The organism is Pantoea sp. PGP6 (assembly GCF_053474785.1).
In genome coordinates this window covers 93,864-117,576 of the sequence record NZ_JBQBMA010000002.1, presented here as the reverse complement: position 1 = coordinate 117,576, position 23,713 = coordinate 93,864, and the positions used below count along the sequence as shown (strand labels likewise).

Here is a 23,713-nt window from a genome sequence, read left to right as displayed (position 1 = left end):
CCGTCAATACGGTTCTCGCTGGACGCTTACGTTCATCGCAACCTGTTTTCTTGTTTCAATTTGCTTCCTGAATCCATTCATGTAGTAATCACTAAAATAACCAGCATAAAGCTATACAATCATGTAATTGATATGAAAGATTTTTTTAATTTAAGTTAAGTTTTAACTTGTGGTGTTTTACTTTTACATGTAGTGATCACTATACATCTAGCTCACGGCAGTGAGGAGAATACACAGTGACTCACTCTTTTCAGAACAAAATCGCGGTTGTGACCGGCGCATCATCTGGCATTGGTCTTGGGATCGCACAGGAATTAGCAGCACTCGGTGCAACTGTGATCATTACCGGGCGGGACAAGAATAAACTTGAATCTGCACTCAGTACTCTTGGACCGGATGCGAGTCAGTTTCAGGTGGATGTATCCAGCCTCTCCGAACTGGATAATTTTTATAAGCAAATATTGTCCCGGTTTGGTCGCATTGACATTCTGATAGCAAATGCCGGCATGGGCGAATTTGAACCCCTCGGGCAGATTACCCCGGAGAAGTTCGATCGTCAGTTCACAACGAACGTAAGGGGTGTCACGTTTACCGTTCAGAAAGCATTACCACTTATGAAACCAGGAAGCAGCATTATTATCACGGGCTCAACGGCATCCATTAATCCCGGTCAGGGCCTCAGTGTTTATGGAGGCACCAAGGCTGCTTTACGTGCAATGGTACGCAGCTGGATTCTGGACATAAAAGGTGCTGGCGTTCGCATCAATATCCTCAGCCCCGGACCGGTGGATACTCAATCCTTACACGATTTCCTTCCCGACCCCGTTGACGCCATCCTGCAGTCTTTGCGTGACCGCAGCCCGATTGGCCGCATCGGCCAGACAGAAGAAATAGCAAAAGCTGTTGTCTTCCTCGCCAGTGATGATGCCAGTTATATCAACGGCGCGGAGATTTTTGCCGATGGCGGCGCATCTCAGATCTGACTGTTGTTACTGGAGAAGGAATATTTTTGGGCAACATGGCAGTCCTCCCTGCTGCGGGAACCGGTCCTGCTGCCACGATTTGGTCCGGCGCAGATGCTTCCTGTCGGCAGTGGACCTGCTGCGCTGATTTTCAACGGCAATATTTAACGTGGTTCGCCTGGTTTGTGCGTGGCGGATCCATTTCAACCCTGACCTGAAGAGTTCAAATTATGATTAATTCCGTTCGCGCAGAAAATGAACAACATTATTTCGATGAGTTAGAAATTCAGCGTTTACTCGCTACCTATGCCCACAACCTGGATGACGGGAAATTTGCTGAGAATGCCGGGTTGTTTAAACATGCTGAATTTATTGTTCTTAGTGATACGGCTCATGGTAGTGAAGAGGTTGAGCAGTTTCTTAACCGTGGCGTTCAGCGTCATAAGGACGGAACTCCCCGGACGTGGCATAACGTTTCTAATGTGCTGACAGATGTTTCACCTTCCGGTAATTCAGCTACCTGCGTCAGCTATTTCACCGTGCATCAGGAACTGGAGGGGTTTCCTTTGCAGCCCGTATGCACAGGCAGGTATTACGACAGTTTTGAGAAACACGACGGCCAGTGGCGGTTTACATCGCGCAACGTGGTTCCCCGGTTGATGGGTGCACTTCAGTTTCATGTGGGTACGCCTATCGACAGTTCGCGGACTGAGAGAGCGTAGTAGACTTCACTTTTTTATACCCGTCAGCCATCAGTGCCAGAACGGCAAGCCATATCGGGACATACGTTAACAGTGATGACAGAGACAGTTTTTCTCCCGGCAGAAAAAGTGATACCAGAAATAACAACAGGGGTTCGACATATGACAGCATGCCAAACAGCGTAAACGAGAGACTGCTGCTGGCAAGCAGAAAGCAGAGTAAGGCAGAACAGCTCATTAAGCCCAGCCCTGTGACAGTGCGCCACCCACCGGTGGGTAACCATTCATTTCCGCTTCCCTGATAAATCAGAAGAACAACTGCCGGTATCATGAGAAATAAATTCTCTGCTATCACGCTGAAAAAAGCGTCGCTTTTAAGCTGACGTTTGATTATGAAATAGGGCGGATACCCCAGCATAACCACGAGGGCCACCAGAGGAAGTGAACGGACCATGAACACTTCAGCCGTAACGCCGCATGCCGCAAGCAATACAGCAATTTTCTGCCATCCCGACATCATTTCGCCGTACAGGGCTCTGCCGGTTATTACCATGACCAGAGGAAGCAGAAAGTAGCCGAGTGCCAGTGACCGGCTTTGCCCGTTGACTGGAGCCCAGCAGAAAATGATTATCTGCAGGGCAAGAAGCGCAGCGCAGACACACATTGCAGCGAGCAGCCGGGCACTTTTAACCACTGACAAAAAATAGCGCCAGAAAGGCTTCATTTTCTTTCGAAAAGCCAGCGCCAGTATCAGCAACAATGCGGTGGTTACTGCACGCCATCCGGCTATCTGCCATCCGTTCAGCGGATACAAAAAAACACTGTAATAACAGAGTACAGAAAACAGTACTGAGGACAGTAATGACAGCGTGATGCCTTTGCGTGCAGACATATTCCCCCCTGGCCGTGTATCAAAATCAAAGCAGTGACATAATGCGAAGCACCGGCCAGCTCATGGCTGAACGGTGCAGCTTATTAACAGAGTCAGGAGAGCTGGAGCCACGTACCCGGAATACTCAGCGCAAACTCACTACCAAAAACGATCGCCGGCGTCTGAAAGCCGGGGAAACTGTCACCGTTCAGAACTCGTCTGGCAGCTTCTGTGGCCGCAAGCGGCGTATAGGAATATCCGTTAACCGTCCCGATCACAGCCCGGTGGATCTTCCCGTCAGCCCCGGTAACTTCAGCAACTGCGCGTGCGCGATTTGCATCGCGTTCATCCTGCCCGGGCCCTTCAGGAAGCAGGGACAAATCACCCTGCGGAAAGGCATCCCCTGTGACATGCACAAACATCTCAATATCCGGAATACCGGTTGAATGCCATGCCGTCACCAGATCGCCAAAGGAAAGCGGCGCACAGGCCACAGGGCCTTCACCAAAATCAAACCAGCCGGGCTGCGCATCCTCTTTCGTTATCAGAATGCCGTTAACACGTTCCAGCAGGCCGGCTGCGATTATTTCGCCTGCGCTGACGGCAGACCCCCGGGACATCGTTCCAGCCACCTGTAATGCTATACGCAACCGTCGTGGTTCCGGTACATGCCGTGCAAGGCGAACGGCCAAGCAGTCGGTTGGCACCACGTCCCAGCCCACGCCCGGCAGTAGCATACTCCCGGCCCGCGCCGCTCTTTCTCCCAGTGACTCAGCCAGCCGGTATACGTTAATTTCCGCTGTGATATCGAGGTAATGAATACCCTGGTCTATACAGGCTTTCATCAGCGGTTCTGCCGTAGCGGCAAACGGCCCGGCACAGTTCAGCACAACGCTGACGCCTGCCAGCTGCAGCGCAGTTTCAGCAGCGTCTTCCAGACCGAATACCCGCATACTGACGTCAAGTTCACCGGCAAGTGCGGCCAGCCGCTGCCTGTTTCTGCCGGCAATAATAGTATTCAGGCCGGCACTTTTAGCCTGCGCGGCGGTCATGCGTCCCGTATAACCGGTGGCGCCATAAATCAGTAATGTTTTCATGGTTGAGTGTGCTGCCATTGTTTATAAACAAATTCCAGGCTGTAGCCATCGGGGTCGAAAACGCCTGCGGCGTAGTAGCGGGGATCGTAGTGAAGCCGGGCACCGGGTGCCCCATTGTCAGACGCGCCGGCACGCATGGCTGAAGCATAGGCTTCATTCACCATTGTCTGATTTCGCGCGACAAACCCGACATGTACAGCAGCTGGTGCAACAATTCCTTCGCGTAGCCAGAAAAAGATCCGGCCCTGAGCACCGAACCCTTTCAAATCCGGGTGGCCGGGCGGCCCCTCTTTTCCGTCATAATCATGACGAACCGTAATGCCGAGAGGGGCAAGCGCTTCCGTATAGAAACGGACAGAACGGTCTGTATCGCTGACCGTTAAAAACAGATGATCGAGCATAAAACCTCCGGAAGGATTCAGATTTGGTAGCCGCCGGCAACCTCGATGGATTGTGCGTTAATCCAGATGCTGTCATCAGAGACCAGGCCTGCGATAACCCGGCCGACATCATCCGGCTCCCCCACGCGTTCCAGCGCGGTCTGTGAGGCGAGCAGAGCCTCAAATTCATCATTCAGTCCTCCGCCAAGCGACGTACGGATTGCACCCGGAGAGACTGCGTTTGCCCGGATGCGCCGCGGCCCGAACTCTTTGGCCATATAGCGGGTCAGTACTTCAAGGCCGCCTTTAAAGGCAGCGTAGGGCGCAACACCTGCCGTAGCCACGCGCGTGGTGGCGCTGGTAACGTTGATGATGTGTCCTCCATCACAAATCAGAGGCAGCAGCTTTTGGGTCAGGAAAAAAGGGCCCTTCAGGTGTACGGCAAAAAGACTGTCGAACTCACTCTCCGTCACCGTTTCAATCGGGTTGAAGAGCCCAAACCCGGCGTTGTTGACCAGCACGTCAATCTGCTCACGTTCCCAGGTGACACTGACTATGTCCAGTAAGGCGTCGCGGAAAGTGCCGAAGGTTTCGGTGCGAGCCACATCCAGATGCAGCGCAACGGCACGGCCGCCTGACGCTTCAATCTCCTTCACAACCCTCAGGGCAGATTCAGGATGGCTGTTATAAGTCACAATCACCCCTATTCCTTTAGCCGCGCACTGCTGCGCCACGCTGGCGCCGATCCCGCCACTGCCGCCGGTAATCAGTACAATTTTCATGATTTCATCCTTTCTGTCTGCGATAGAAAAAGGATAAAACTTCCCGGACAGGTCAGCCTCTGCGTTCCTGCTCGATTCTTACCTTTTTCTGCTTTATGCTCGCTTTAATCATCATGCTGAGGAGGCTGACTTTGACACTGGAACCCCTGCTTGACGAGCTGCGTCTTCTGGCCGCTCATGCCCGAAACTGGCGAACCGAAACCGGCATCCCCCGTGTGGCAATGGTGCAGGGTAACGTTCCCGCACATGCACTGGCTGCGGTCTATGAGCCGATGGTTAATCTCATATTGCGAGGCAGTAAATCCATGACGGTGGGAGACCGGGTATTCAACTACAATCCTGCTTCTTACTTTGTTATGTCAGTAGATTTGCCAGCCGTAGGCGAAGTCCATCCCGAAGCCACCGGTGAGCCGTATCTCGCGGTCAGCCTGACCCTGACGCCGGAACGGATTGCGACACTGCTGGCTGATTTACCTCCCGTGAAGGCCGATTCACAGTCGGGTGCTTTTTCCGTTGCTGCCGTCACGCCCGAACTGCTGGATGCCTGGGTAAGAATGCTTCGCCTGATGAAAAGTCCTGAAGATATCCCTGCTCTCGCACCGGTGTATGAACGTGAAATCCTTTATCATGTTCTGAAAGGCCCACATGGCTGGATGCTGAGGGATATTGCTTCACCGGGAACCATGCTGGCGCGGATAGGTAATGCGATTCGCTGGATAAGACATAATTTTGCTGATGAATTTGTGGTTGAATCACTGGCCGGGCAGGAAGCCATGAGCGTATCGGCCTTTCATCGTCATTTTAAGTCTGTGACAAACATGAGTCCGGTCCAGTATCAGAAGCGCGTCCGTCTTCTTCATGCCAGAACCAAATTACTGGCGCGTCAGCAGAGCGTCACGTCTGTTGCCATGGAGGTGGGTTACCGCAGCGTGCCCCAGTTTAATCGTGAGTACGCCCGTTTCTTTGGCCGTTCTCCTTTAAAAGACGCTGCAAGTCTCCGGAACGACGCTGATGATGCAGAAAGCTCTCTGAATCACCACGTTTAATGCGGCAGTAAATTTTGCTGCCGCAACGAAGCAATAACTCACCTCACGATATTTCACTCTGTGAGTAGCAGCCAGGAAAACCCAACACGCAGTAACTCAGACGTGGTTCAATTTCGCAAAGTGACGGCCGGCACTCTTACTCATCCTTTCTGACAGACGACTTCGATGTTATTACCGTCAGGATCAAGGATGAAAGCCGCATAGTAGTGTGAATGATAATGATCGCGGATTCCCGGCGCGCCATTGTCTCTACCGCCTGCCTTTAGAGCGGCACGCCAGAATTCGTCGACGATGGCCCGCTCACTGGCAGCAAAAGCCAGATGTGTTGAAGCGCCTGTTATGTCTTTATCATGAAGCCAGAGCCTCGGATATCCCTCCGGGCCCAGTCCGTACCGGGCACCACCCGATAAAGTACGCTCCGGAGGCACAGAAATAATCAGGCTGAACCCCAGCGGAGCGAGAGCTGCTTCAAAGAATTTGAGCGATACCTGAGCATTTTTTACAGCAATTTCAACATGGTCGATAACAGACATAACTTTTACCTCCTGGTTAAACATTTTTTGACGTCAGGAGAGCGCTGAATGCCTGACCGGCCAGCTGAGCCACGGCAGTTAACCTGGCTTTTGACAGTCCCGTTACTGCGGCTGCAGAAAAGCCCCGCAGCGTTGTCACGACATAATCAGAAAGCTCGCGGTCCCGTGCAGGTTCATACTGCCGGATATAATTTCTGATGAACTGAATTCCTGCCTCACCATAGCGACTTGCCAGCTCCCGGGCCTGCGGATCGTCGGCACGCATACCTTCAGCCACAAGACAGCCTCGCTGGACCGGGGATCGGGCGTATAAACGTGCAGCAGTCATAAAAAGATTTGCAACCGCCTCATCCAGCGGCCTGCCCGGAGTCAGAATTTTGTCAGCCGGCAGGTTTCCTTCTGCAACATAGAGATCCAGGCAGCGTTCAAACAGCCCTGCTTTACTACCGTAAGCGGCGTAAAGGCTGGGAGGATTTATGTTCAGCGTCTTTGTCAGTTCCGTGATACCTACAGCATCATAACCACGCTGATGAAACAGCGCTTTAGCCGTCTGCACGCCTGACTCTCTGTCAAATATCCGCCTGGGTGCTTTTATTGTTTTTTCGGTATCGCTCATAGGTTTTTTCCGTTGCATCAGAAGTATTTCTGAATGCCATCTTAAAACTTTTTTGTAGTGATCGCTACAATAAGTTAGTGACAGCCTGTTCAGGTTTGAATATAGTGAACACTACATAAAAACACTAGGTACAATTATGAATCAGTCATTTAAGAGAAAGGTCGCCGTTATCACTGGTGGCGGAAGCGGTATTGGTCTGGCTATAGCGAAAAATCTGAGCGACGAAGGCGCAGATGTCATTATCACTGGCCGGAATGCACAAACCCTTCAGGAGGCGGTAAAGGCTCTGGGGAAAAATGTAAAAGGTATTGTGGCTGACGTCAGCAGCAAGGTTAGTCTTGATGCGCTTTATGAACAGGTTAAAACGGAATTCGGCCACATTGATATTCTTGTCGCTAATGCCGGCGGTGGGGTCCATGCTCCGCTTGGTGAAATCACTGAAAAACAGATCCACGATCAGTTTGCCACAAATGTTAAAGGTGTTGTGTTGACTGTTCAGCAGGCTATGCCCCTGCTTGGAAAGGGGTCGAGCGTGATTATCATTGGTTCGACGGCGTCAGCAGACCCGGGACCCACCATGAGTATTTATGGTGCGACCAAGGCCGCAGTCAGAAATATGATGAGAAGCTGGATTACAGAGCTGCACGGGTCGGGTATACGCATAAACATTGTCAGCCCGGGTCCTGTGAATACAGCGTCTCTCAGAGCCGCATTTGGCGATAATGCCGAAGAGGGGATCGCCTTCCTCACCGCTAAAAGTCCGTTGGGACGTATCGGAGAGCCGGAAGAAATAGCCTCTGTTGTTTCATTCCTGGCCAGTGATGCCTCAAGTTATGTGAATGGTATAGAGCTGTTCGCAGACGGGGGCGCCTCTCAGACCTGACAGATGACAGGTACGTTCATTTAATACAGAATTACTCTCGCTCACCCGTTTGTGTTGGCCCAGAACGCAGATGTCCGCTTATGGCACAAAGCGGACATATGCAGAAAAGCAACTCATGAACGAGCATCAGCGTCTTCCATTATCGCTTTCACTCTTAGAATGGTCTGCCGTGTGGTGTCAAATTCGCGGGCGATCGCGCTGATACTCTTCCCTTCACTAAGACGCAAGAACACCGCTTTCTTTTGTTCGTCATCCAGAGCCGGCGGGCGGCCGAAACGCTTTCCTGATGCCTTAGCCCGTGCAATACCAGCATGTGTACGTTCAAGTAGCAGATCGCGCTCAAATTCAGCAACCGCAGAGATTACCTGCATTGTCATCTTACCGGCCGGACTGGTGAGGTCTACCCCTCCCAGCGCCAGGCAGTGTACGCGTATTTCTGACGCAGAAAGTAGCTCAACGGTTTTTCTGATATCCATGGCGTTTCGCCCGAGGCGATCCAGCTTCGTTACGATTAAAACGTCACCGTTTTCCATTCGATCAAGGAGACGCATAAATCCAGGGCGCTCAGCAGCCGCAACTGAACCACTTATGTACTCTTCAATCAGTCGCTGGGGTCTGATAGCAAACCCGGCCGCTTCGATCTCACGACGCTGGTTTTCAGTGTTCTGTTCGAGGGTCGATACCCTGCAGTAGGCAAAAACTCGTGACATGTAGTTATTTTATGTACGAAACCGGTCGTTTTTAATAGATTTCCGCAGCATCTCTATCGATGCCTGCGAGGCAAAAAAGTTATTACAAGCAAATATTCCCAATGAGAAACAATTTTTTCAGCTCTACGTCACTCACGGCGAACGCCGCTGTGCTTTACCTGAAAATGAAACGGTGCTTATATGTTCTGGCTTCAGCATGATTAATTAATCGGGCCTGTTATATAAGGGATCCGCTCAGCGTCTTTGCCGTAAAGGATTGGGTATGGAAATTGAAATTAATTGCTGTAATAACATCGATAAAGCAAACATCACTCTGGCAGAAAACAAGTTAAATATTAAGTTTGCGCCTAACGGCACCGGAAAAAGCACCATTTCCCGCGCGATTCAGTGCACGGTAAACGGGGATGAACAGGGACTCAGTGACCTGCTTCCGTTCAGATACCGTGGTTCGAATCCCGATGCAGTCCGGCCCGGCGTAACCGGCGCCGATGGCCTGCAGAACGTCATGTGCTTCAATGAAAAATATGTGAATCAGTTCACTTTCCAGCCGGATGAACTTGTAAGCAACAGCTTTGATATCTTCATCAAAAGCGAAGCGTATCATGAGACAGAACGTGAAATCGAAGCCATGGTCATGGCCATACGACAGCAGTTTGCTGATAACGCCGGGCTTGAACAATTCATCACGCATCTGGGTGAGCTCAGCGCCGCGTTCAAGCTGAGCAACACCGGGATTGCAAAAACGTCTACCGGAATGAAAGGCTTATCAGCTGGCAATAAGCTTCAGCACATTCCCGACGGCCTGGAACCTTATAAGCCGTACATCCAGAGTAAAAGCAGCGTGGAGTGGATTGAGTGGCAGACCCGGGGATATGAGAAATTCTCCGCGCTATCCGACGGCTGCTGTCCGTTCTGCACTGGCGACTCACGTGAAAAGGCCGAGCAGATTAGTCGCGTCAGCACAGAATATGATAAGGCCGTCATTAAAAACCTGATCGGCCTGATTGGCGTGCTGGATAAACTCGGCGAATATTTTTCCGAGCCTGCCCGCGCCCGCCTCGCTGACATCACAACCCGGAAAAGCGGTCTGGAAAAACGGCACGAAGAATATCTCGTGACGGTGAAGAAGCAGACAGACAACCTGATAGGTATGCTGAATACCCTCAAGACCCTCAACGGCTTTACGTTCAGCGCTTCCACCAACGTCAAGGCTGCGCTGGAAGCCTGCCGCCTGGACGTGAAGTTTTTTCCGGAGCTGCAGTCGGATAAAACGGCCCGTACCGTGGCCAGCCTCAACGCCTCTTTAGACGGCCTGACGACGCAGGCTGGACGCCTGCAGGGTCAAATTAACAAGCAGCGTCAGGGCATGCAGAGGCTGATCTTCAAGCATAAAACCGATATTAATACTTTTCTGGCTTATGCCGGCTATCGCTATCAGGTAGATATTATCGGGGAAGGCGATAAATGCCGGCTGAAGCTTCGCCACGAAGACTTTGACGGCTACGTCAGCGGCGGCAGCCAGCATCTCAGCTACGGTGAACGCAATGCCTTTGCAATTGTCCTGTTTATGTATGAGTGCCTCGCTAAAAAACCTGATTTGATCATTCTTGACGACCCTATCTCATCATTTGATAAGAACAAGAAATTTGCCATTCTTGAAATGCTGTTCCGCCGTAATACCGGTGAGTGCCTGAAAAATGAAACGGTACTGATGCTGACTCACGACGTTGAACCTATTATTGATACGCTAAAATCCGTCAGGAAGCTGTTCAGTAATCTTGTTACAGCATCTCACCTTCGCTACAGCGCAGGCCGCATTACCGAGCAGCTCATCGCAGAAAGTGATATCCGCACTTTTGCCCAGATCTGCCAGTCCGTTACTGATTCTGACAGTGAGGATGTCATTAAGCTGATTTATCTTCGCCGGCATTATGAAATTATGGACGACCGCGGTGATGCCTATCAGGTGCTGTCAAACCTGTTTCATCACCGGGAAACGCCCATCGACAGCCGTGAACCTGTTTTGCAGGGGGTGGGACATCCTGAAATGGCCGCAGAGAAAGTCGCCAGCGGCTGCCAGGCAATTGTTATGCGCATACCCGGTTTTAATTATGCTGCCACTCTCCTGCAGCTCACAGAACCGGATCGAATTCGCGCGCTTTATCACCTTTGCCGGAACGGCTACGAGAAACTGCAGGTCTTCAGGTTACTTCAGACCGGAAACGAAAACGCAGTTATACGTAAATTCATGAATGAGACCTACCATATTGAAAATGAATTTATCTGTCAGCTGGATCCTGCCCGGTTTGATCTCATTCCTGAATACGTCATCAGGGAGTGCGACGCACTGATACTCCCTCCCCCGCCGGCAAATGACGACATGATGGAAGAAATTGCCTGACCTGTTAGAGGCTGACGTGTGATAACGGGCTTCAGTTTTCAGTGCGGCTCCAGTCAGGACCAATTACCGCCAGCAGGCGATTACGGTCTGTAATCCGCACCGTTTTACCCTGACGCAGCGACCTGATGAGCTTTCTGGCCTCGCGGCTGGGCCTGACGTTCAGGGTTAATGTCACGTTGTCACGCCCGGTATAACACTTCAGCCCTTTTGCAGTGGCCAGCGTTTCAAACCGCACATGATGGCTTTCTGCAATAAAGGCGGAATGGCGCGCAGGGCTTATCCAGTAAAGTGCCTCCAGCAAGTCATCCCATGCACGGCGGAGCAGATGCAGCGAGGCGTTCAGGCCGTAAACGGGACGACCGTAGTCGGGCTTACCGTTCGCATCCAGCTCCTGAAACTTCCACACGGCCTCGTGGTGCGCCAGGCGGTTACGCAAATCGCGGATCCGGGTGAACTTGCTCTCATGGTGATGGCGCCGGATTCCCGCTGGCTTTGAGGGAAATACATCCGCCGTCAGGTGGGGCCACAGCAGCGAGAGGTTTCTGGGCTCCTCATACTCTGCCGTGAGCAGGTTGGTCCAGAACCCAAAGTCCAGTCCGGAGATCACGCGCTCCGGCGTCAGAGGCTTTCCGGTATCGCTGATGCGTTTTGAAACCTTGCGCACGCAAGTCTCTTCCCAGGCGGTGAAATGATATACCGGACTGCCATCCGGGAACGTGCGGGGATTTCCCTGCCTGTCCGTCTTGAACCGTTTACCCTGCCGAATGTAGGTTTTATCATCAATGAAGCGCGGTAGATCGTAGATCCAGTAAGCGTCGGTCCGCCACAGTCCGGCCGCGCCCGGCGGCGGATTATGGCGAATGGCACAGTCAATGGCGTTGCGCAGCGTCACCTCAATGGAGTGCAGCAGCGGCTGCATCGCGGCCGACAGAGCCTTGTTCCAGTTATAGCCGCCCAGCGCCTCTTCGGGCTTCAGCTTCAGCACATCCGTGTAAATTTTCAGACGTTCAGGAGAAATGTAGTCTTCCAGTAGCATGCTGCCCTCCGCGACGCTTTACAGATATCAGGTTGACGGTTGCGTCAGATGCGGGTAAATTAAGCACCATCAAGGCGCGGATTTCTTCGGACCCGTGCGTTTAAGTTAGTACCGGAAAAGCCATCCCTCGGGGTGGCTTTTCTCGTTCAGAAGTCTCAGAAAAGAGGCCAGTCAAAAGGCTTCATCCGCATGGCGATGCGCAATTCATCGGCCATCGCCTGAAAAGCCTCTTCGGGCATCAGGCTGAAAAGTGAACGGTGCAGCGCCAGCACGGTATCCTCGTCACGCGATACCGCACTGGCCAGCATTGCTGCATAGAGCGAATTACCTCTCGCCAGGTACTTAACGCCCTTCAGCTGCTTCGCACGCACCTCAAGCAAAGGCATACCGAAAAGCATCATGCGCTGCAGGTCTTCTTCGCTCTTTATTTCGAGAATACGGCAGAATTCCCGGTGCCCGGCCTGCGTCATTTCCAGATCGTACAGATTATCACTCAGCTCTGTCCCGGCCATTCGCGCCATCTCCCGGTCCATCAGCGCAACCAGCTCACTGGTGCGGATAAAGTTGCCGATCAGGTCGCCAAAGTACGCCGTTAGAAATTCCTGCACGTAATCACTCTTGGATTTGCCCGCCAGCTTCGCCTGCTCGGTAATGGCCGCGTCAACCTCATGCGGAACGTTACGGACCGTGATTGTGGACGGCGGCAGCAGAAGCGGCAGTATTTTTTTGGATTTGATGCTGTCAGACATGATTCAGTTCCTGGAAAGCGATGAGCTCATCATTTCACCGGAAAGCGTTAGATGCAATAAATAGTATTCATTTTAATAAAAATGATGCATTTTATTTTTTTTGCATCAATTCTGCGTGAAACACGTCAACCACCCTAAAACACGCCAAATCTTTTCCGGCTCCGCCTGCTGCCTTGTCTCCGCATCCGGTCAGATCCGGAAAAAGGCATAAGCGGATCTGCACTTTTTCTTTTATGAACGGTTGTCTCCCTGTATCCCGTAATTTTTCTGTACCTCTGTGCATTACAAGCCGTTGTTTAACATTCTCAATCGTTTATGCTTTGAGGGTCTGTCAGCACAGCGACAGATACATCGTCCTGCAGGGCATACTGTCCGGGGGACAAAACATCAAAACGATGGAGATTAAGCCTATGGCTTATGTAAATCCTTACCAGAAAGGCGGTAATCAATATGAGTTTAAAATCAGGGGTAAACCTAAACGACGAAGTTAATCAGATTGTTGAAACTTCTTTAAATGCAGGCATGAATGAACAAGACGTGGCAGTTCTCGATAAAATTGGGAAGTTACAGGACGAACAGCTCCAGCGGTACGGAACGACCGTGCCATCAGGAACTGAGGTGTTCCGGCTTCAGCTCGGTAGTCACGGCGGAAGCAGTGTCTTTTTCAATCGTAATGGCGAGGATTGCCGTTACAGTCTTAATGATGGTGAGAATGGCTCCATGTACGTGGCCCAAACTCCTGACACGGCAATGAAGGAAGTGTTTCAGCATAAAAAAGGGCTCAGGGAATCGGATCTCGATAATTACATGATGGGCACCGTAGCTATTGAGAAAGATATCAGGGTCCTTCAGGTCAGTAAGCTGATTAAAGGCAGTGATTTAAGGTTGAATGATGTGACAACCTCAACACGTGCAGTTACTCAGCATCTGGCTGAAAAGGTTCATTCAGCAGGGTTTGAAGGAATGGAGTTTCCATCAAATGTCACCGGTGACCCATGCCTTGTTCTATGGCATGACGATCCGGCTGGAACCGGGCTGGCCACAACCCGGAGTCAGACAAGTCTCAGTCAGTTTGAATATCAGGGTAGGGAAGCGGCCGAAATTCTTGTTTATGATCTGGGAATTCCTGTTGAGGAATAATTGATAAAGGGGGGGGCAAGCACCCCCTTTCATCAAACTGCGTTCTGTGTGCCGTAGTTGCGAGCCAGCCGGCGTAATTCATTCATGACTTTTTCATCCGGATTACTTTTCAGAACCTCGGCAACGGTAAACGCACGTCCTGCAGGGTTCAGGCCATCCAGGACGGTATTTCTCTGTTCCATAAAGAAAGAATATTTTAGTCGATCACTGAAGCTGCTCAGCATAGGCAGTAGTTCGGCCACACCCCGGAGCACGCCTTTATCCGAGATCCCTTCCTCATTAGTGAACTGAAACACCGGGTAGTAAAACTCACCGTCAATATCAAGGGCAAGTAACTGATTGGTATCTTTCCAGGTCTTAACCGTGGGTTTACTCTTTCCCACTATTTCAGCAGCTTTAGCTGAGTTGTAAACACCGCCATCATTTTCTAGTGTCTGAAAGAAAAGGGCCTTACTGTGTAAACGTCGTTGCTGACGTTTTTTTTCCGGCGTTAGGCTGTTAACGGCGCGATTTTCAAGAAACTTCAGAATGGTATCCATGGTAAAAATTGCGTCGGTCTTCCCCATACTCTCAGGAGCAATCGGCGTTTTACCTGACCTGACTTCCTCTGCCAGATCCTGAAAAAAATTCTGAAGACGCTCTGCAGCAATGCTGTTGTCCATAAAATTATGCATAGTGGAGGAACGATCATTAGCGTTTCGTTTTTGGGTTGGCGTGTTCATAAAACCTCCTTTTCGATTTCATGCTTCAAAGGATACGTTAAATCGTTAAGTTGCGCAAGTTTTGTTCTCACTCCGTCTTTTATAGTTCTTAGCTATTAATCGATTCGATTCTATTGATGCTATTTATTAAAGCATTTTTAGATCCGTTTTCTGTAAGAACCAGATCTGCCTACGTTGATGGTGGTTTTTTGGTCGCCTAACTACATATAGGGGTTCACTCAGCTGCGATGGGTGAACCGCTCCGGTTTTCCTGGAGAGTATTTTGCCTGAGTGATCAGGCTGCCACATCCCGGTCATTCAGCGAAGCGTAATAGGCTTTTTCTGCCTCCACTGGCGGGATATATCCGGTCCGTTCCATCAATCGGTGATTATTGTACCAGTCCACCCATTTCAGCGTAGCCAGCTCAACATCCTGTCGGGTTTTCCAGCTTTGCCTGTGGATCACCTCCGCTTTGTACAACCCGTTGATACTTTCTGCCATCGCATTGTCATATGAGTCGCCCGTGCTGCCTGTTGAAGCCAGCAGCTCCGCGTCCTGCAGCCGTTGCGTGTACGCCAGTGACACATATTGCGAACCTTTGTCGCTGTGATGGATGGTACCGCTCGGGCGTCTGGCCCACAGCGCCTGCTCCAGTGCATCCAGCACGAACGACGTTTCCATCGTGGATGAGACCCGCCAGCCCACGATAACACCGGCGAACACATCAATGATGAAGGCCACATATGCGAACCCCTGCCAGGTGCTGACGTAGGTAAAATCGGCCACTCAAAGACTATCGGGCCGTTCAGCCACGAACTGCCGGTTCACCCGATCCTGCGGTGTTTCGGCTTTGTTGCTGCGGGTGGTTCTGACACTTTTGCCGCGTGTCACCCCACGTAGCTGCAGGGCTTTCATCAGGCGCTCAATGGTGCAGCGGGCAACGCCGACACCTTCACGTTTTAGCTGTCGCCAGACCTTACGCACACCGTAAACGCTGTAGTTTTCTTCGTATACGCGCTGTATCTCAGGTATCAGCACGGCATCGCGTTTATCCCGACTACTGCGTCGTTCAGGACACTTCCGGCGTTGCTGATGCCAGTAGTACGTTGACGGAGCAATATCCAGCTCATGACAGACTGGCCCGACCCCGTGTTCACCGCTCAGATTTTCCAGAAGCGACATTATTTTTTCCAGTGGCGGTCGAGCTCCGCCTGGGCAAAATACGCTGAAGCCTGACGCAGAATATCATTGCTGCGGCGCAGCTCGCGGACTTCCCGCTCCAGTTCTTTCAGACGCTGGCGTTCGCTGGCAGTCAGCGCATTCTGCTCATCATCAACGGGCTCCTGCTGACGGATCCAGATACGCAATGTCTCGGGAGTGCAGCCGATCTTAGGGGCAATGGAGCAGATAGCGGCCCATTGTGAGTTGTAGGTATTCTGGTTTTCCAGAACCATACGAATAGCGCGTTGACGAACTTCAGGGGGAAATCGGTTATGTTTTGTCATCCTGGTTACCTCTCTCAAAGAGTGTAGTCTCCAGGATTACCGGGGCGGTTCATTGAGCTGATTTGCCACAAACATGTGAGCCTGAATATTAAGGCCGCGAACTACAGTATTGTCGGTGACAATGTACTCCATTCCATTAGCAAAGTGCTTTCCGTCCCGATGAATAACTCACTCATCGGTGCCTATTTGTCGCGTACCAGCATCTGGATAACATATTTATCGGATCCGAGAAAAGGCTTTATGATGAGCGCCGTACCACACCCGGCCGCTGGCTGGGCTGACGCGCTTTTAACGTCAGCAAAAAAATAAAAGAAAGCGAGGAGTTCACGTCTTTTTATCTGACGGTCGAAGACGGACAGGCCCTGCCTGATTACCGATCGGGACAGTACGTGGCGCTCCGTGTCTTTGTCCCTGAACTGGGCTATAGCTTATCCGGCATGCCCCGGGCCGGTTACCTGTATATTTCCGTGAAACGCGAAGATACGCATGCGGAAGGACAGGATCCTAGTTATGTCTCATCAACCCTCCATAATGTCGTCAGTGAAGGCGACACGGTAGACCTGAGCGCGCCGGCGGGTCACTTCTTTTTATACAACCTCAAATAGTGAAAAAAAACAGATACGTAAGTGCGAGCATTACTATAAATGGATGATACTGACATCAGACCATTTTCCTGCCAGATATTCTGCAACAAGTCTTCTGTGGCAGTGATGAGGCTTATGTTCACTGCATAGTAAACATGCATCAGAAAATTGCTTTTTGATGAGATGTTCAATCTGTCTTTGTGTTATCAAATTGATAAAATCAGCCGCATAGGTGTCCCAGCATCCATTGTTTAATTTATACTGCTCAAACATTTCCCGTGTCGGGGCAAGATCAGGCCAGTGTTCATAATCCATTCCACACAATGTACGGGCGAAGTATTTCAGATCGTCCTGTTTTGCGAAACCAGCCAGCTGAGAACGATTATTGAGGCGAACATCCATAATACGTTTCGCTCCTGAGTTTTTTAGTCGGGTAAAAAAGTGTTCCGCAGAAGATTGTGTGAAGCCAATGGTGAATATTCTCATCAGATTATCTTTTACCTGTTCACAACAGTGTTAATAAGCGCCGTATGAAAATCATGATCCCGGCACGCTATTTTGTTATCCATTACTGACAAATTTCTCGTTAGTCCAAGTATCACAATAAATATAATATACCTGCGGGAGATTACTGATACAGAACACGCCGGGAATGTGCCGCCATTGACGCAATGACGACACAGCCCTTTTTAACCGTTCCGTGAGAGTTCCCTGGCAATATACTGTGCGGTACGGCTTTCTTTGACCTGCGATACCTGTTCGGGAGTTCCTGCGGCAACCAAGCGTCCTCCCTCATGTCCCGCTCCAGGACCGATGTCGATAACCTGGTCTGCCTGAGTAACCGCCCGCATATCGTGTTCAATCATTATCACTGTATTTTCTGCATCAACAAGCCGCTGCAGCTGCACAAGGAGGCGGTCGGCGTCTGAAGCATGCAGGCCGGTTGTCGGTTCATCTAGGATATACAACGTGTGGCCACGTTGGCTACGTTGTAGTTCGGTTGCCAGCTTGATCCTTTGCGCCTCCCCTCCGGATAACTCGGTTGCTGGTTGTCCCAGACGCAGGTAGCCCAGACCAATTTCACTCAGCAGACGGAGGGGACGAGCCACTGGTTCTTCAGTCGCAAAGAACTGACTGGCTTCATCCACCGTCATATGCAGGACCTCCGCGATATTTTTGCCCTGCCAGCAGATCCTGAGAGTATCCCGGTTATACCGCGCGCCATGGCAGGTCGGGCACGGTGCATACACGCTCGGCATAAACAACAGCTCCACGCTGACGAATCCTTCACCTTCACAGGTTGCACAGCGGCCTTTTGCCACATTGAAAGAGAATTGACCCGCATCGTAATGATGGAGTTTGGCGACAGTCGTTCCGGCAAAGAGCTTACGAACAGGATCAAACAACCCGGTATATGTCGCCAGGTTTGAACGGGGGGTCCTGCCTATCGGTTTCTGGTCAACCTGAACCAGACGCTTTACCAGTCCGGTATCACCGGTCAGGGTACCGTACGTTTTCTCCGTTACGGATGGCCCCTCAGCGTCGCTGGCTTCGGAAAGCACGTCTTCTGGCTCACCGCCAAGTGAAGAAAGCACCAGTTCCGGTAAGGCCTGGGCAATCAGACTGGATTTACCGGAGCCAGAGACTCCCGTCACGGCTGTCAGCACACCCAGAGGAATATCAACATCGATCCACTTAAGATTGTGGCGATGGATCCCCTGCAGTTTCAGCCACCCGGATGGGATACGGGCAAAAGATTGTGGTGGCCGGACTTCATCAAATAAATAACGCGCGGTACGAGATTGGGTGACGGCTTTCAGATCTTCAGGAATTCCACTGTAGAGAACATGTCCTCCCTGTTCACCAGCCGACGGTCCCACATCAACAAGCCATTGCGCCCGTCGCATCAGGTTAAGATCATGTTCAACGACAAACACCGAGTTTCCGGCATCACGAAGGTTCTCAAGCGCATCGTAAAGCGCTTTACTGTCTGAGGGGTGCAGACCCGCAGACGGTTCATCAAGAACATAGACCACACCAAACAGCATCGAACTTAGTTGCGTGGCAAGACGCAGTCGCTGAAGCTCTCCGGCAGATAGAGTTGGGGTTGCTCTGTCCAGCGTAAGATAACCCAGCCCCAGTTTCTGCAACTGATACAACCGGGCCATGACACCACCGGTCAGCCGTTGTGCCGCCAGTCGTTTCTCTTCCGATAACGCCGATGTCCGGCGGACATCGGGTGTCACGGAATGGACCGCTTTTCCGGATGCAGCACGCTCTGTCCGATCCCGACGGGTGATATCCCTGTCGGCATCTGCGCCGGCGTGGTGGGCACTGAAATCCCCCCGGGAGATTGGAAGGAGCAATTCCGCCAGCTGGTCTAAGGGCATCTGCATAAATTCACCAATGTCCACACCGGCAAAGGTGACGGACAATGATTCTGACTTCAGTCTTTTCCCGTGACAGACCGGACAGAGCTTGCCTTCCATAAAACGGGAGACTCGTTTTCTCATCAACGCGCTTTGCGTGCTGGCGAAGGTATGTAGCACATAACGACGTGCCCCGGTGAAGGTCCCCATATAACCCGGCGTCATTTTTTTCCTGACGGCTTCGCGCGTATCTTCCGGACTCAGTCCCGGGAAAACCGGTACCGTGGGGGTGTCTTCGGTAAAAAGGATCCACTGACGGTCTTCCGCTGGCAGATTTTTCCAGGGAGTGTCGATGTCATACCCCAGCGTCACCAGAATATCCCGCAGATTCTGTCCGTGCCAGGCCGGGGGCCAGGAAGCAATAGCCCTTTCACGGATACTAAGTGAGGGATCGGGCACCATCAGTGTTTCAGTTACCTCATAGATATGGCCCAGACCATGGCAAGAAGGGCATGCCCCCTGCGGCGTGTTGGGAGAAAAATCCTCGGCATACAGCATCGGTTGTCCGGCAGGATAAGCGCCCGCCCGTGAGTACATCATTCGCACCAGACTGGATAAGGTGGTCACGCTGCCGACAGAGGAGCGCGCGTTACTGGCACCGCGTTGTTGCTGAAGCGCAACGGCTGGCGGCAGTCCGTCAATGGCATCCACATCCGGAACCCCGACCTGATCAATGAGGCGACGAGCGTAAGGGGCAACCGATTCAAAGTAGCGCCGTTGCGCCTCAGCATAAATGGTGCCAAAGGCCAGTGAAGACTTACCCGAGCCTGACACACCCGAAAAAACAACCAATGCGTTGCGCGGAATGGAAACATCCACCTCTTTAAGGTTGTTCTCGCGAGCACCGCGAATCACAACTGAATTGCTGTCGTCAGTCAGGATGGGATGATAACCGAAAAGTTTCTTTGCCATAGAATTTCCTGTGTTAGGTGTGTCCGCTCTTAATAAGGCCACCTCTTGTGACGGTATCTGGTGTGCCGGACCGCTCGATCAGAAAGCCCGTCGAAAAAAGCGTTTGTGTGACCGGAAACAGATTGCTGAAGCTGGGCCCGGTGGTACCCTGCGGATCCGCCTTCTGTATGAGAACTGGCTGGCGGCGTACCCGGGACCGGAGATTTGGCTCCCGTGATAATGCGGGCTCCCCGGTACGCGACGCTGTGGTTCCAGACCCAGCTGATGGCGACACTCAGGCGGTTTCGGGTACCAATTAAAAAATACATATGAATAATGCACGTGATTTCATATGTCATTTCCTTTCATTACAGTTTTAGACCCCATCAGACATCTGCCTGGCAGAGTTAACGGAGATAGGAGCGGACTATCGAAATGGTGTCGTCGATTGACCTCTTCTGCGACTCATTTCGTTTGCCCGTATCGGGGAATTCCTCCCGAAGATAGCTTTCCAGAACAACCGCCATCAGGTCGTTAACGGCTCCCTGGACTGACCCCGCTCCGGTAGACGATCCTGCCCTATAGTTTGAGTATAGGAGGAGCGTATGGGCACACCACGATTTACACCTGAATTTAAGGAAGAAGCCGTCCGTCAGATAACGGAACGCGGTTATTCCGTCGCCGAAGTATCTGCGCGTCTGGGCGTCTTTGCACACAGCCTCTACAAGTGGCTACGGGCTATCAAACCTGATAACAGCGAGCAGCATGCCCGGGATTTACTGGAAGCTAAAAGCGAGATCCTGAAACTCCGGGCGCAGCTAAAACGCACCGAAGAAGAACGGGATATCCTGAAAAAGGCCGCGCGGTACTTTGCAAAGGAGCCCGACTGAAGTACCGCTTTATCAATGAGCACCGAACTGTATGGGGTGTGATGACGATGTGTCGGGTACTGAATGTCGCCCGGGCCGGGTTCTATGCGTGGCTGCATAACCCTGTCTCGGGGCGTGATAAAGATAACCAGCGCCTGCTGATGCTTATCCGCGACTCATATTCCCTGAGCGGAGGCGTATACGGTTACCGGCGGGTTCATGGCGATCTGAACGAAATGGGGGAAACCTGTGGTAGAAACCGGGTGGGTCGGATCATGCAACTGAACCGGATTAAAGCTGTGCGCGGCTATAAAGCGCCACGTCGTATCGCTGGCAGGCCTTCAGTCGTTGCTCCTAATCGCGTGCAGCGGCAGTTCACCGTTGTCCGGGCCAACCAGGTCTGGGTCACCGATATTACTTATATCCGCACCTGGCAGGGCTGGCTGTATCTGGCGGTGGTTATCGATCTCTTCGCCCGTAATGTGGTCGGCTGGTCGATGAAACCCACTCTCTCACGCGAACTGGCGCTCGACGCGCTGATGATGGCGGTCTGGCGCCGAAAACCAGACAGCGAGGTTATCGTACATAGCGATCAGGGCAGCCAGTACGGCAGTGACGACTGGCAGCGCTTCTACCGGGCCAATAACCTGGCGCCGAGCATGAGCCGGCGTGGCAACTGCTGGGATAATGCGGTGGCCGAATCGTTCTTCAGTTCGCTGAAAAAAGAACGGATCAGAAAACGCATATATAAAACCAGGGATCTGGCCCGGGCGGATATCTTCGATTACATTGAAGTCTTCTATAACCGGTCCCGGCGCCACAGCCACCTCGGCGGCGTCAGTCCGGAGGCCTTCGAACAGGCCTCGTCGTGAGGACAGGATTTGTCTACAGGCGTGGGGTCAGTCCAAACTATAGGGCAGGATCGTCTACCGGGGCGGGGTCAGTCCATCAACGGCTCGGAAGTGTCTAGATTATCCGTGGCGATTCAGGGGTGACTTTTGGGTATACCCGGTCAGATTTGGCTGCTTAGGGTTACCGCTCTAGAATTTTCATCAAAAATGTCCGCGAAAAGCGGACATGTAAAATTTACAGCCTTCTATGTGCGCTATGAGATGTGAGCTGAACTCATAACGTACCGAATTAAATACCTTTTGCCGCAATCAAAACCGCAGGATGAATTTGTGGCTCTTCTGCCAGCAGAGCGGGTACGGTAGCGAATATTTGTTTAGCTGCTTCACCGGACATATGGAGTTCCCTTGAGTCTGTACTACTGAACAGATCTACAAGGAAAACCGTTTCAGGACTCGTTTCTGAGCGGATCACCAGCCAGTGAGTGGTGCCCTCTTCTGCATTAACATGAGGCAAAGCAGCGGCTATGCGCTCTGCTACTTCAGCGCCTTTTCCTTCTCTCGCTTTAAATGAAATCAGTCCTGCTGTTGTACTCATTGTTTCTTTCTCCTGTTGTAATAATCATGGCTTTCTTACGAGAATTATTGTATCAGGGTTAGGCAACATGGCACTGTGGCGAATCTGCCATTAAACCGGCATTTTCGGCCAATTACAGGACTGAGATGAAAAAGATAGTCATTATTGCTTCCCCGGGATGCCTTGCTTCAGGCTATACCGGGCTGGCTGATATGTTCTCTCTTGCCGGAAGAGCCATATCAGCTGCTCGCAAGGAGCCGTCACCCTTTAATATCATGACAGCAAGTCCGGACGGGCGGCCTGTGACCGACGGAAGCGGGCGGTTACTGACCGCCGATGCGGCACTGGCAGATATCAAATCATGCGATGCGGTTCTGATCCCCGGGTTTGTACCCGATGCATCAAACACACCGCCACAGCTCGGTAAGCTGGGCAGCATAGCGTCATGGATACGGCAACAGTATACGTGCATGGCGCGCTGGCTTGTGGCTCGTGCAGCGGAGTGTTTATGCTGGGCGAGGCGGGGCTGCTCAACGGCAGAAAATGTACGACAACCTGGTGGCTGTACGATGAGCTCAAGCGCCGTTACCCCCGGGCAAACGCCATCTGGGGCAATGCTCTGACTGAGGATAACCGTATAGTTACGGCTGGCGGGCCGCTTTCATGGATTGATGTGGCCTTACACGTTGTGCGTCAGCTTGAGGGGACGGAGGCTGCGCGCATTGCAGCAGAATTTGCTGTAGTGGATACAACGCCTCCCGCAAGGGCTGTTTATATGCCCACCGCGCACCTCAGCCGGCCGGACAGTATTCTGCCCGGTGCAGAATTTTTTATAAGGCAGGAAGCATCAACGCTGCTTACCACAAGAGAGCTGTGCCGGCGCCTTGCCATTTCGGAGCGAACCTTTCACAGGCGTATAAAGGCGGAAACAGGCGAGTCACCGAAACAGTTTATCGACAGGATCAGGTGTGAAATGGCAAGGCTGGCACTTGAAACATCCGCTAAAACCATAAAGCAGATCGCAGCTGATGCAGGTTACGCGGATGAGGGCAGTTTCAGGAGGGTCTTCAGCCGGATGACCGGTATGAATCCGGCATTATACCGCCGTTGGGTGAAAGACCGTACCCGGGAATAATGCACAGTAGGACCGGGAGGTATCCGCGCGGAATTATGGGACGCCCTGACAGCACAGTGCTGCCAGGGCTGTGCTGTGTTAACTACTGAGGTCTTTTCCGTTCGTGGCGATGACTTTTTTATACCAGTGGAAGCTTTTCTTACGGGAGCGTTTTAGTGTTCCGTTCCCCATATCATCCTGGTCAACACGTATAAATCCGTATCGTTTGGACATCTGAGACGTGCTTGCGCTGATCATGTCTATAGGTGTAGCGACCTGCATTTGAA

The 23,713-nt window shown here is 51.8% G+C and carries 22 protein-coding genes, 2 pseudogenes and 1 other annotated feature; of the genes and pseudogenes, 9 read left to right on the top strand and 15 right to left on the bottom strand.

The genetic code is table 11. The features are described from left to right. Window positions 1-236: 236 nt before the first annotated feature. Complete coding sequence (locus tag ACLIBF_RS20935) at window positions 237-983, top strand: SDR family NAD(P)-dependent oxidoreductase (protein ID WP_448310490.1); 747 nt, start codon at window positions 237-239, stop codon at window positions 981-983. A gap of 209 nt (window positions 984-1,192) precedes the next feature. Beyond that, window positions 1,193-1,684 (top strand): nuclear transport factor 2 family protein, encoded by a 492-nt coding sequence (locus ACLIBF_RS20930; protein WP_448310489.1) that lies wholly within the window; start codon window positions 1,193-1,195, stop codon window positions 1,682-1,684. Here ACLIBF_RS20930 and rarD read toward each other — a convergent pair. From rarD to ACLIBF_RS20910, 4 genes are all read right to left on the bottom strand, one after another. Then, on the bottom strand, window positions 1,653-2,555 hold the full coding sequence (gene rarD / locus ACLIBF_RS20925; protein WP_448310488.1) for an EamA family transporter RarD: 903 nt from the start codon (window positions 2,553-2,555) through the stop codon (window positions 1,653-1,655). The genes ACLIBF_RS20930 and rarD overlap by 32 nt on opposite strands. 92 nt (window positions 2,556-2,647) lie before the next feature. Next, complete coding sequence (locus ACLIBF_RS20920) at window positions 2,648-3,631, bottom strand: saccharopine dehydrogenase family protein (protein ID WP_448310487.1); 984 nt, start codon at window positions 3,629-3,631, stop codon at window positions 2,648-2,650. Beyond that, window positions 3,628-4,032 carry a VOC family protein gene (locus tag ACLIBF_RS20915; RefSeq protein WP_448310486.1) on the bottom strand — a complete coding sequence of 135 codons (405 nt, stop codon included), beginning with the start codon at window positions 4,030-4,032 and terminating at the stop codon, window positions 3,628-3,630. The genes ACLIBF_RS20920 and ACLIBF_RS20915 overlap by 4 nt, the downstream gene beginning before the upstream one ends. A gap of 17 nt (window positions 4,033-4,049) precedes the next feature. Then, the gene (locus ACLIBF_RS20910) at window positions 4,050-4,793 is read right to left on the bottom strand and encodes an SDR family NAD(P)-dependent oxidoreductase (protein ID WP_448310485.1); all 744 of its coding nucleotides are present in this window, start codon (window positions 4,791-4,793) and stop codon (window positions 4,050-4,052) included. A 95-nt stretch (window positions 4,794-4,888) separates the two neighbouring features. Here ACLIBF_RS20910 and ACLIBF_RS20905 point away from each other — a divergent pair, with 95 nt between their 5' ends. Then, window positions 4,889-5,839 (top strand): AraC family transcriptional regulator, encoded by a 951-nt coding sequence (locus tag ACLIBF_RS20905; protein ID WP_448310484.1) that lies wholly within the window; start codon window positions 4,889-4,891, stop codon window positions 5,837-5,839. Between the two features lie 140 nt (window positions 5,840-5,979). On the opposite strand, the gene ACLIBF_RS20900 is transcribed toward ACLIBF_RS20905, so the two are convergent. After that, window positions 5,980-6,372 carry a VOC family protein gene (locus ACLIBF_RS20900; RefSeq protein ID WP_448310483.1) on the bottom strand — a complete coding sequence of 131 codons (393 nt, stop codon included), beginning with the start codon at window positions 6,370-6,372 and terminating at the stop codon, window positions 5,980-5,982. Window positions 6,373-6,388: 16 nt separating this feature from the next. After that, window positions 6,389-6,988 carry a TetR/AcrR family transcriptional regulator gene (locus ACLIBF_RS20895; protein ID WP_448310482.1) on the bottom strand — a complete coding sequence of 200 codons (600 nt, stop codon included), beginning with the start codon at window positions 6,986-6,988 and terminating at the stop codon, window positions 6,389-6,391. Between the two features lie 136 nt (window positions 6,989-7,124). Here ACLIBF_RS20895 and ACLIBF_RS20890 point away from each other — a divergent pair, with 136 nt between their 5' ends. After that, window positions 7,125-7,871 carry an SDR family NAD(P)-dependent oxidoreductase gene (locus ACLIBF_RS20890; RefSeq protein ID WP_448310481.1) on the top strand — a complete coding sequence of 249 codons (747 nt, stop codon included), beginning with the start codon at window positions 7,125-7,127 and terminating at the stop codon, window positions 7,869-7,871. 113 nt (window positions 7,872-7,984) lie between these two features. Here ACLIBF_RS20890 and ACLIBF_RS20885 read toward each other — a convergent pair whose 3' ends face one another. Next, window positions 7,985-8,581 carry a recombinase family protein gene (locus tag ACLIBF_RS20885; protein WP_033755777.1) on the bottom strand — a complete coding sequence of 199 codons (597 nt, stop codon included), beginning with the start codon at window positions 8,579-8,581 and terminating at the stop codon, window positions 7,985-7,987. A gap of 262 nt (window positions 8,582-8,843) precedes the next feature. Here ACLIBF_RS20885 and ACLIBF_RS20880 point away from each other — a divergent pair, with 262 nt between their 5' ends. After that, window positions 8,844-10,982: an AAA family ATPase gene (locus ACLIBF_RS20880; protein WP_448310480.1), complete on the top strand. Its 2,139-nt coding sequence runs from the start codon at window positions 8,844-8,846 to the stop codon at window positions 10,980-10,982. Between the two features lie 31 nt (window positions 10,983-11,013). Here the strand turns inward: ACLIBF_RS20880 and ACLIBF_RS20875 are convergent, their stop codons facing one another. Both ACLIBF_RS20875 and ACLIBF_RS20870 read right to left on the bottom strand, forming a co-directional pair. After that, window positions 11,014-11,967, bottom strand: coding sequence for an Abi family protein (locus ACLIBF_RS20875; protein ID WP_448310479.1), 954 nt, complete (start codon window positions 11,965-11,967; stop codon window positions 11,014-11,016). A gap of 206 nt (window positions 11,968-12,173) precedes the next feature. Next, window positions 12,174-12,767: a hypothetical protein gene (locus tag ACLIBF_RS20870; RefSeq protein WP_448310478.1), complete on the bottom strand. Its 594-nt coding sequence runs from the start codon at window positions 12,765-12,767 to the stop codon at window positions 12,174-12,176. Between the two features lie 450 nt (window positions 12,768-13,217). Between ACLIBF_RS20870 and ACLIBF_RS20865 the strand changes: the two genes are divergently transcribed. Then, window positions 13,218-13,907, top strand: coding sequence for an RES family NAD+ phosphorylase (locus ACLIBF_RS20865; RefSeq protein ID WP_039390081.1), 690 nt, complete (start codon window positions 13,218-13,220; stop codon window positions 13,905-13,907). A gap of 32 nt (window positions 13,908-13,939) precedes the next feature. On the opposite strand, the gene ACLIBF_RS20860 is transcribed toward ACLIBF_RS20865, so the two are convergent. After that, complete coding sequence (locus ACLIBF_RS20860; protein ID WP_031378115.1) at window positions 13,940-14,629, bottom strand: hypothetical protein; 690 nt, start codon at window positions 14,627-14,629, stop codon at window positions 13,940-13,942. A 274-nt stretch (window positions 14,630-14,903) separates the two neighbouring features. After that, window positions 14,904-16,114: pseudogene (locus ACLIBF_RS20855) on the bottom strand (IS3 family transposase). Beyond that, window positions 15,720-15,836, bottom strand: a sequence feature (AL1L pseudoknot). (Overlaps the previous pseudogene by 117 nt.) 305 nt (window positions 16,115-16,419) lie before the next feature. On the opposite strand from ACLIBF_RS20855, the gene ACLIBF_RS20850 reads away from it, so the two are divergent. Next, window positions 16,420-16,719 (top strand): hypothetical protein, encoded by a 300-nt coding sequence (locus tag ACLIBF_RS20850; protein WP_448310712.1) that lies wholly within the window; start codon window positions 16,420-16,422, stop codon window positions 16,717-16,719. 33 nt (window positions 16,720-16,752) lie between these two features. Here the strand turns inward: ACLIBF_RS20850 and ACLIBF_RS20845 are convergent, their stop codons facing one another. Both ACLIBF_RS20845 and ACLIBF_RS20840 read right to left on the bottom strand, forming a co-directional pair. Continuing rightward, window positions 16,753-17,184 (bottom strand): DUF488 domain-containing protein, encoded by a 432-nt coding sequence (locus ACLIBF_RS20845; protein WP_313752658.1) that lies wholly within the window; start codon window positions 17,182-17,184, stop codon window positions 16,753-16,755. A gap of 203 nt (window positions 17,185-17,387) precedes the next feature. Further along, window positions 17,388-20,039 carry an excinuclease ABC subunit A gene (locus ACLIBF_RS20840; RefSeq protein ID WP_448310477.1) on the bottom strand — a complete coding sequence of 884 codons (2,652 nt, stop codon included), beginning with the start codon at window positions 20,037-20,039 and terminating at the stop codon, window positions 17,388-17,390. Window positions 20,040-20,623: 584 nt separating this feature from the next. On the opposite strand from ACLIBF_RS20840, the gene ACLIBF_RS20835 reads away from it, so the two are divergent. After that, window positions 20,624-21,759 (top strand): IS3 family transposase gene (locus ACLIBF_RS20835; protein WP_448310476.1). Its coding sequence is split into 2 segments (ribosomal slippage): window positions 20,624-20,870 and window positions 20,870-21,759, totalling 1,137 coding nucleotides; the frame shifts between segments, so codons are not numbered across the junction. A gap of 268 nt (window positions 21,760-22,027) precedes the next feature. Here ACLIBF_RS20835 and ACLIBF_RS20830 read toward each other — a convergent pair. After that, on the bottom strand, window positions 22,028-22,333 hold the full coding sequence (locus tag ACLIBF_RS20830; protein WP_213053046.1) for a putative quinol monooxygenase: 306 nt from the start codon (window positions 22,331-22,333) through the stop codon (window positions 22,028-22,030). 487 nt (window positions 22,334-22,820) lie between these two features. On the opposite strand from ACLIBF_RS20830, the gene ACLIBF_RS20825 reads away from it, so the two are divergent. Continuing rightward, on the top strand, window positions 22,821-23,447 hold the full coding sequence (locus ACLIBF_RS20825) for a GlxA family transcriptional regulator (protein WP_221028701.1): 627 nt from the start codon (window positions 22,821-22,823) through the stop codon (window positions 23,445-23,447). 78 nt (window positions 23,448-23,525) lie between these two features. Here the strand turns inward: ACLIBF_RS20825 and ACLIBF_RS20820 are convergent. Further along, a pseudogene (locus tag ACLIBF_RS20820) lies at window positions 23,526-23,693 on the bottom strand (family 1 glycosylhydrolase); the annotation flags it as partial. Between the last annotated feature and the right edge of the window lie 20 nt (window positions 23,694-23,713).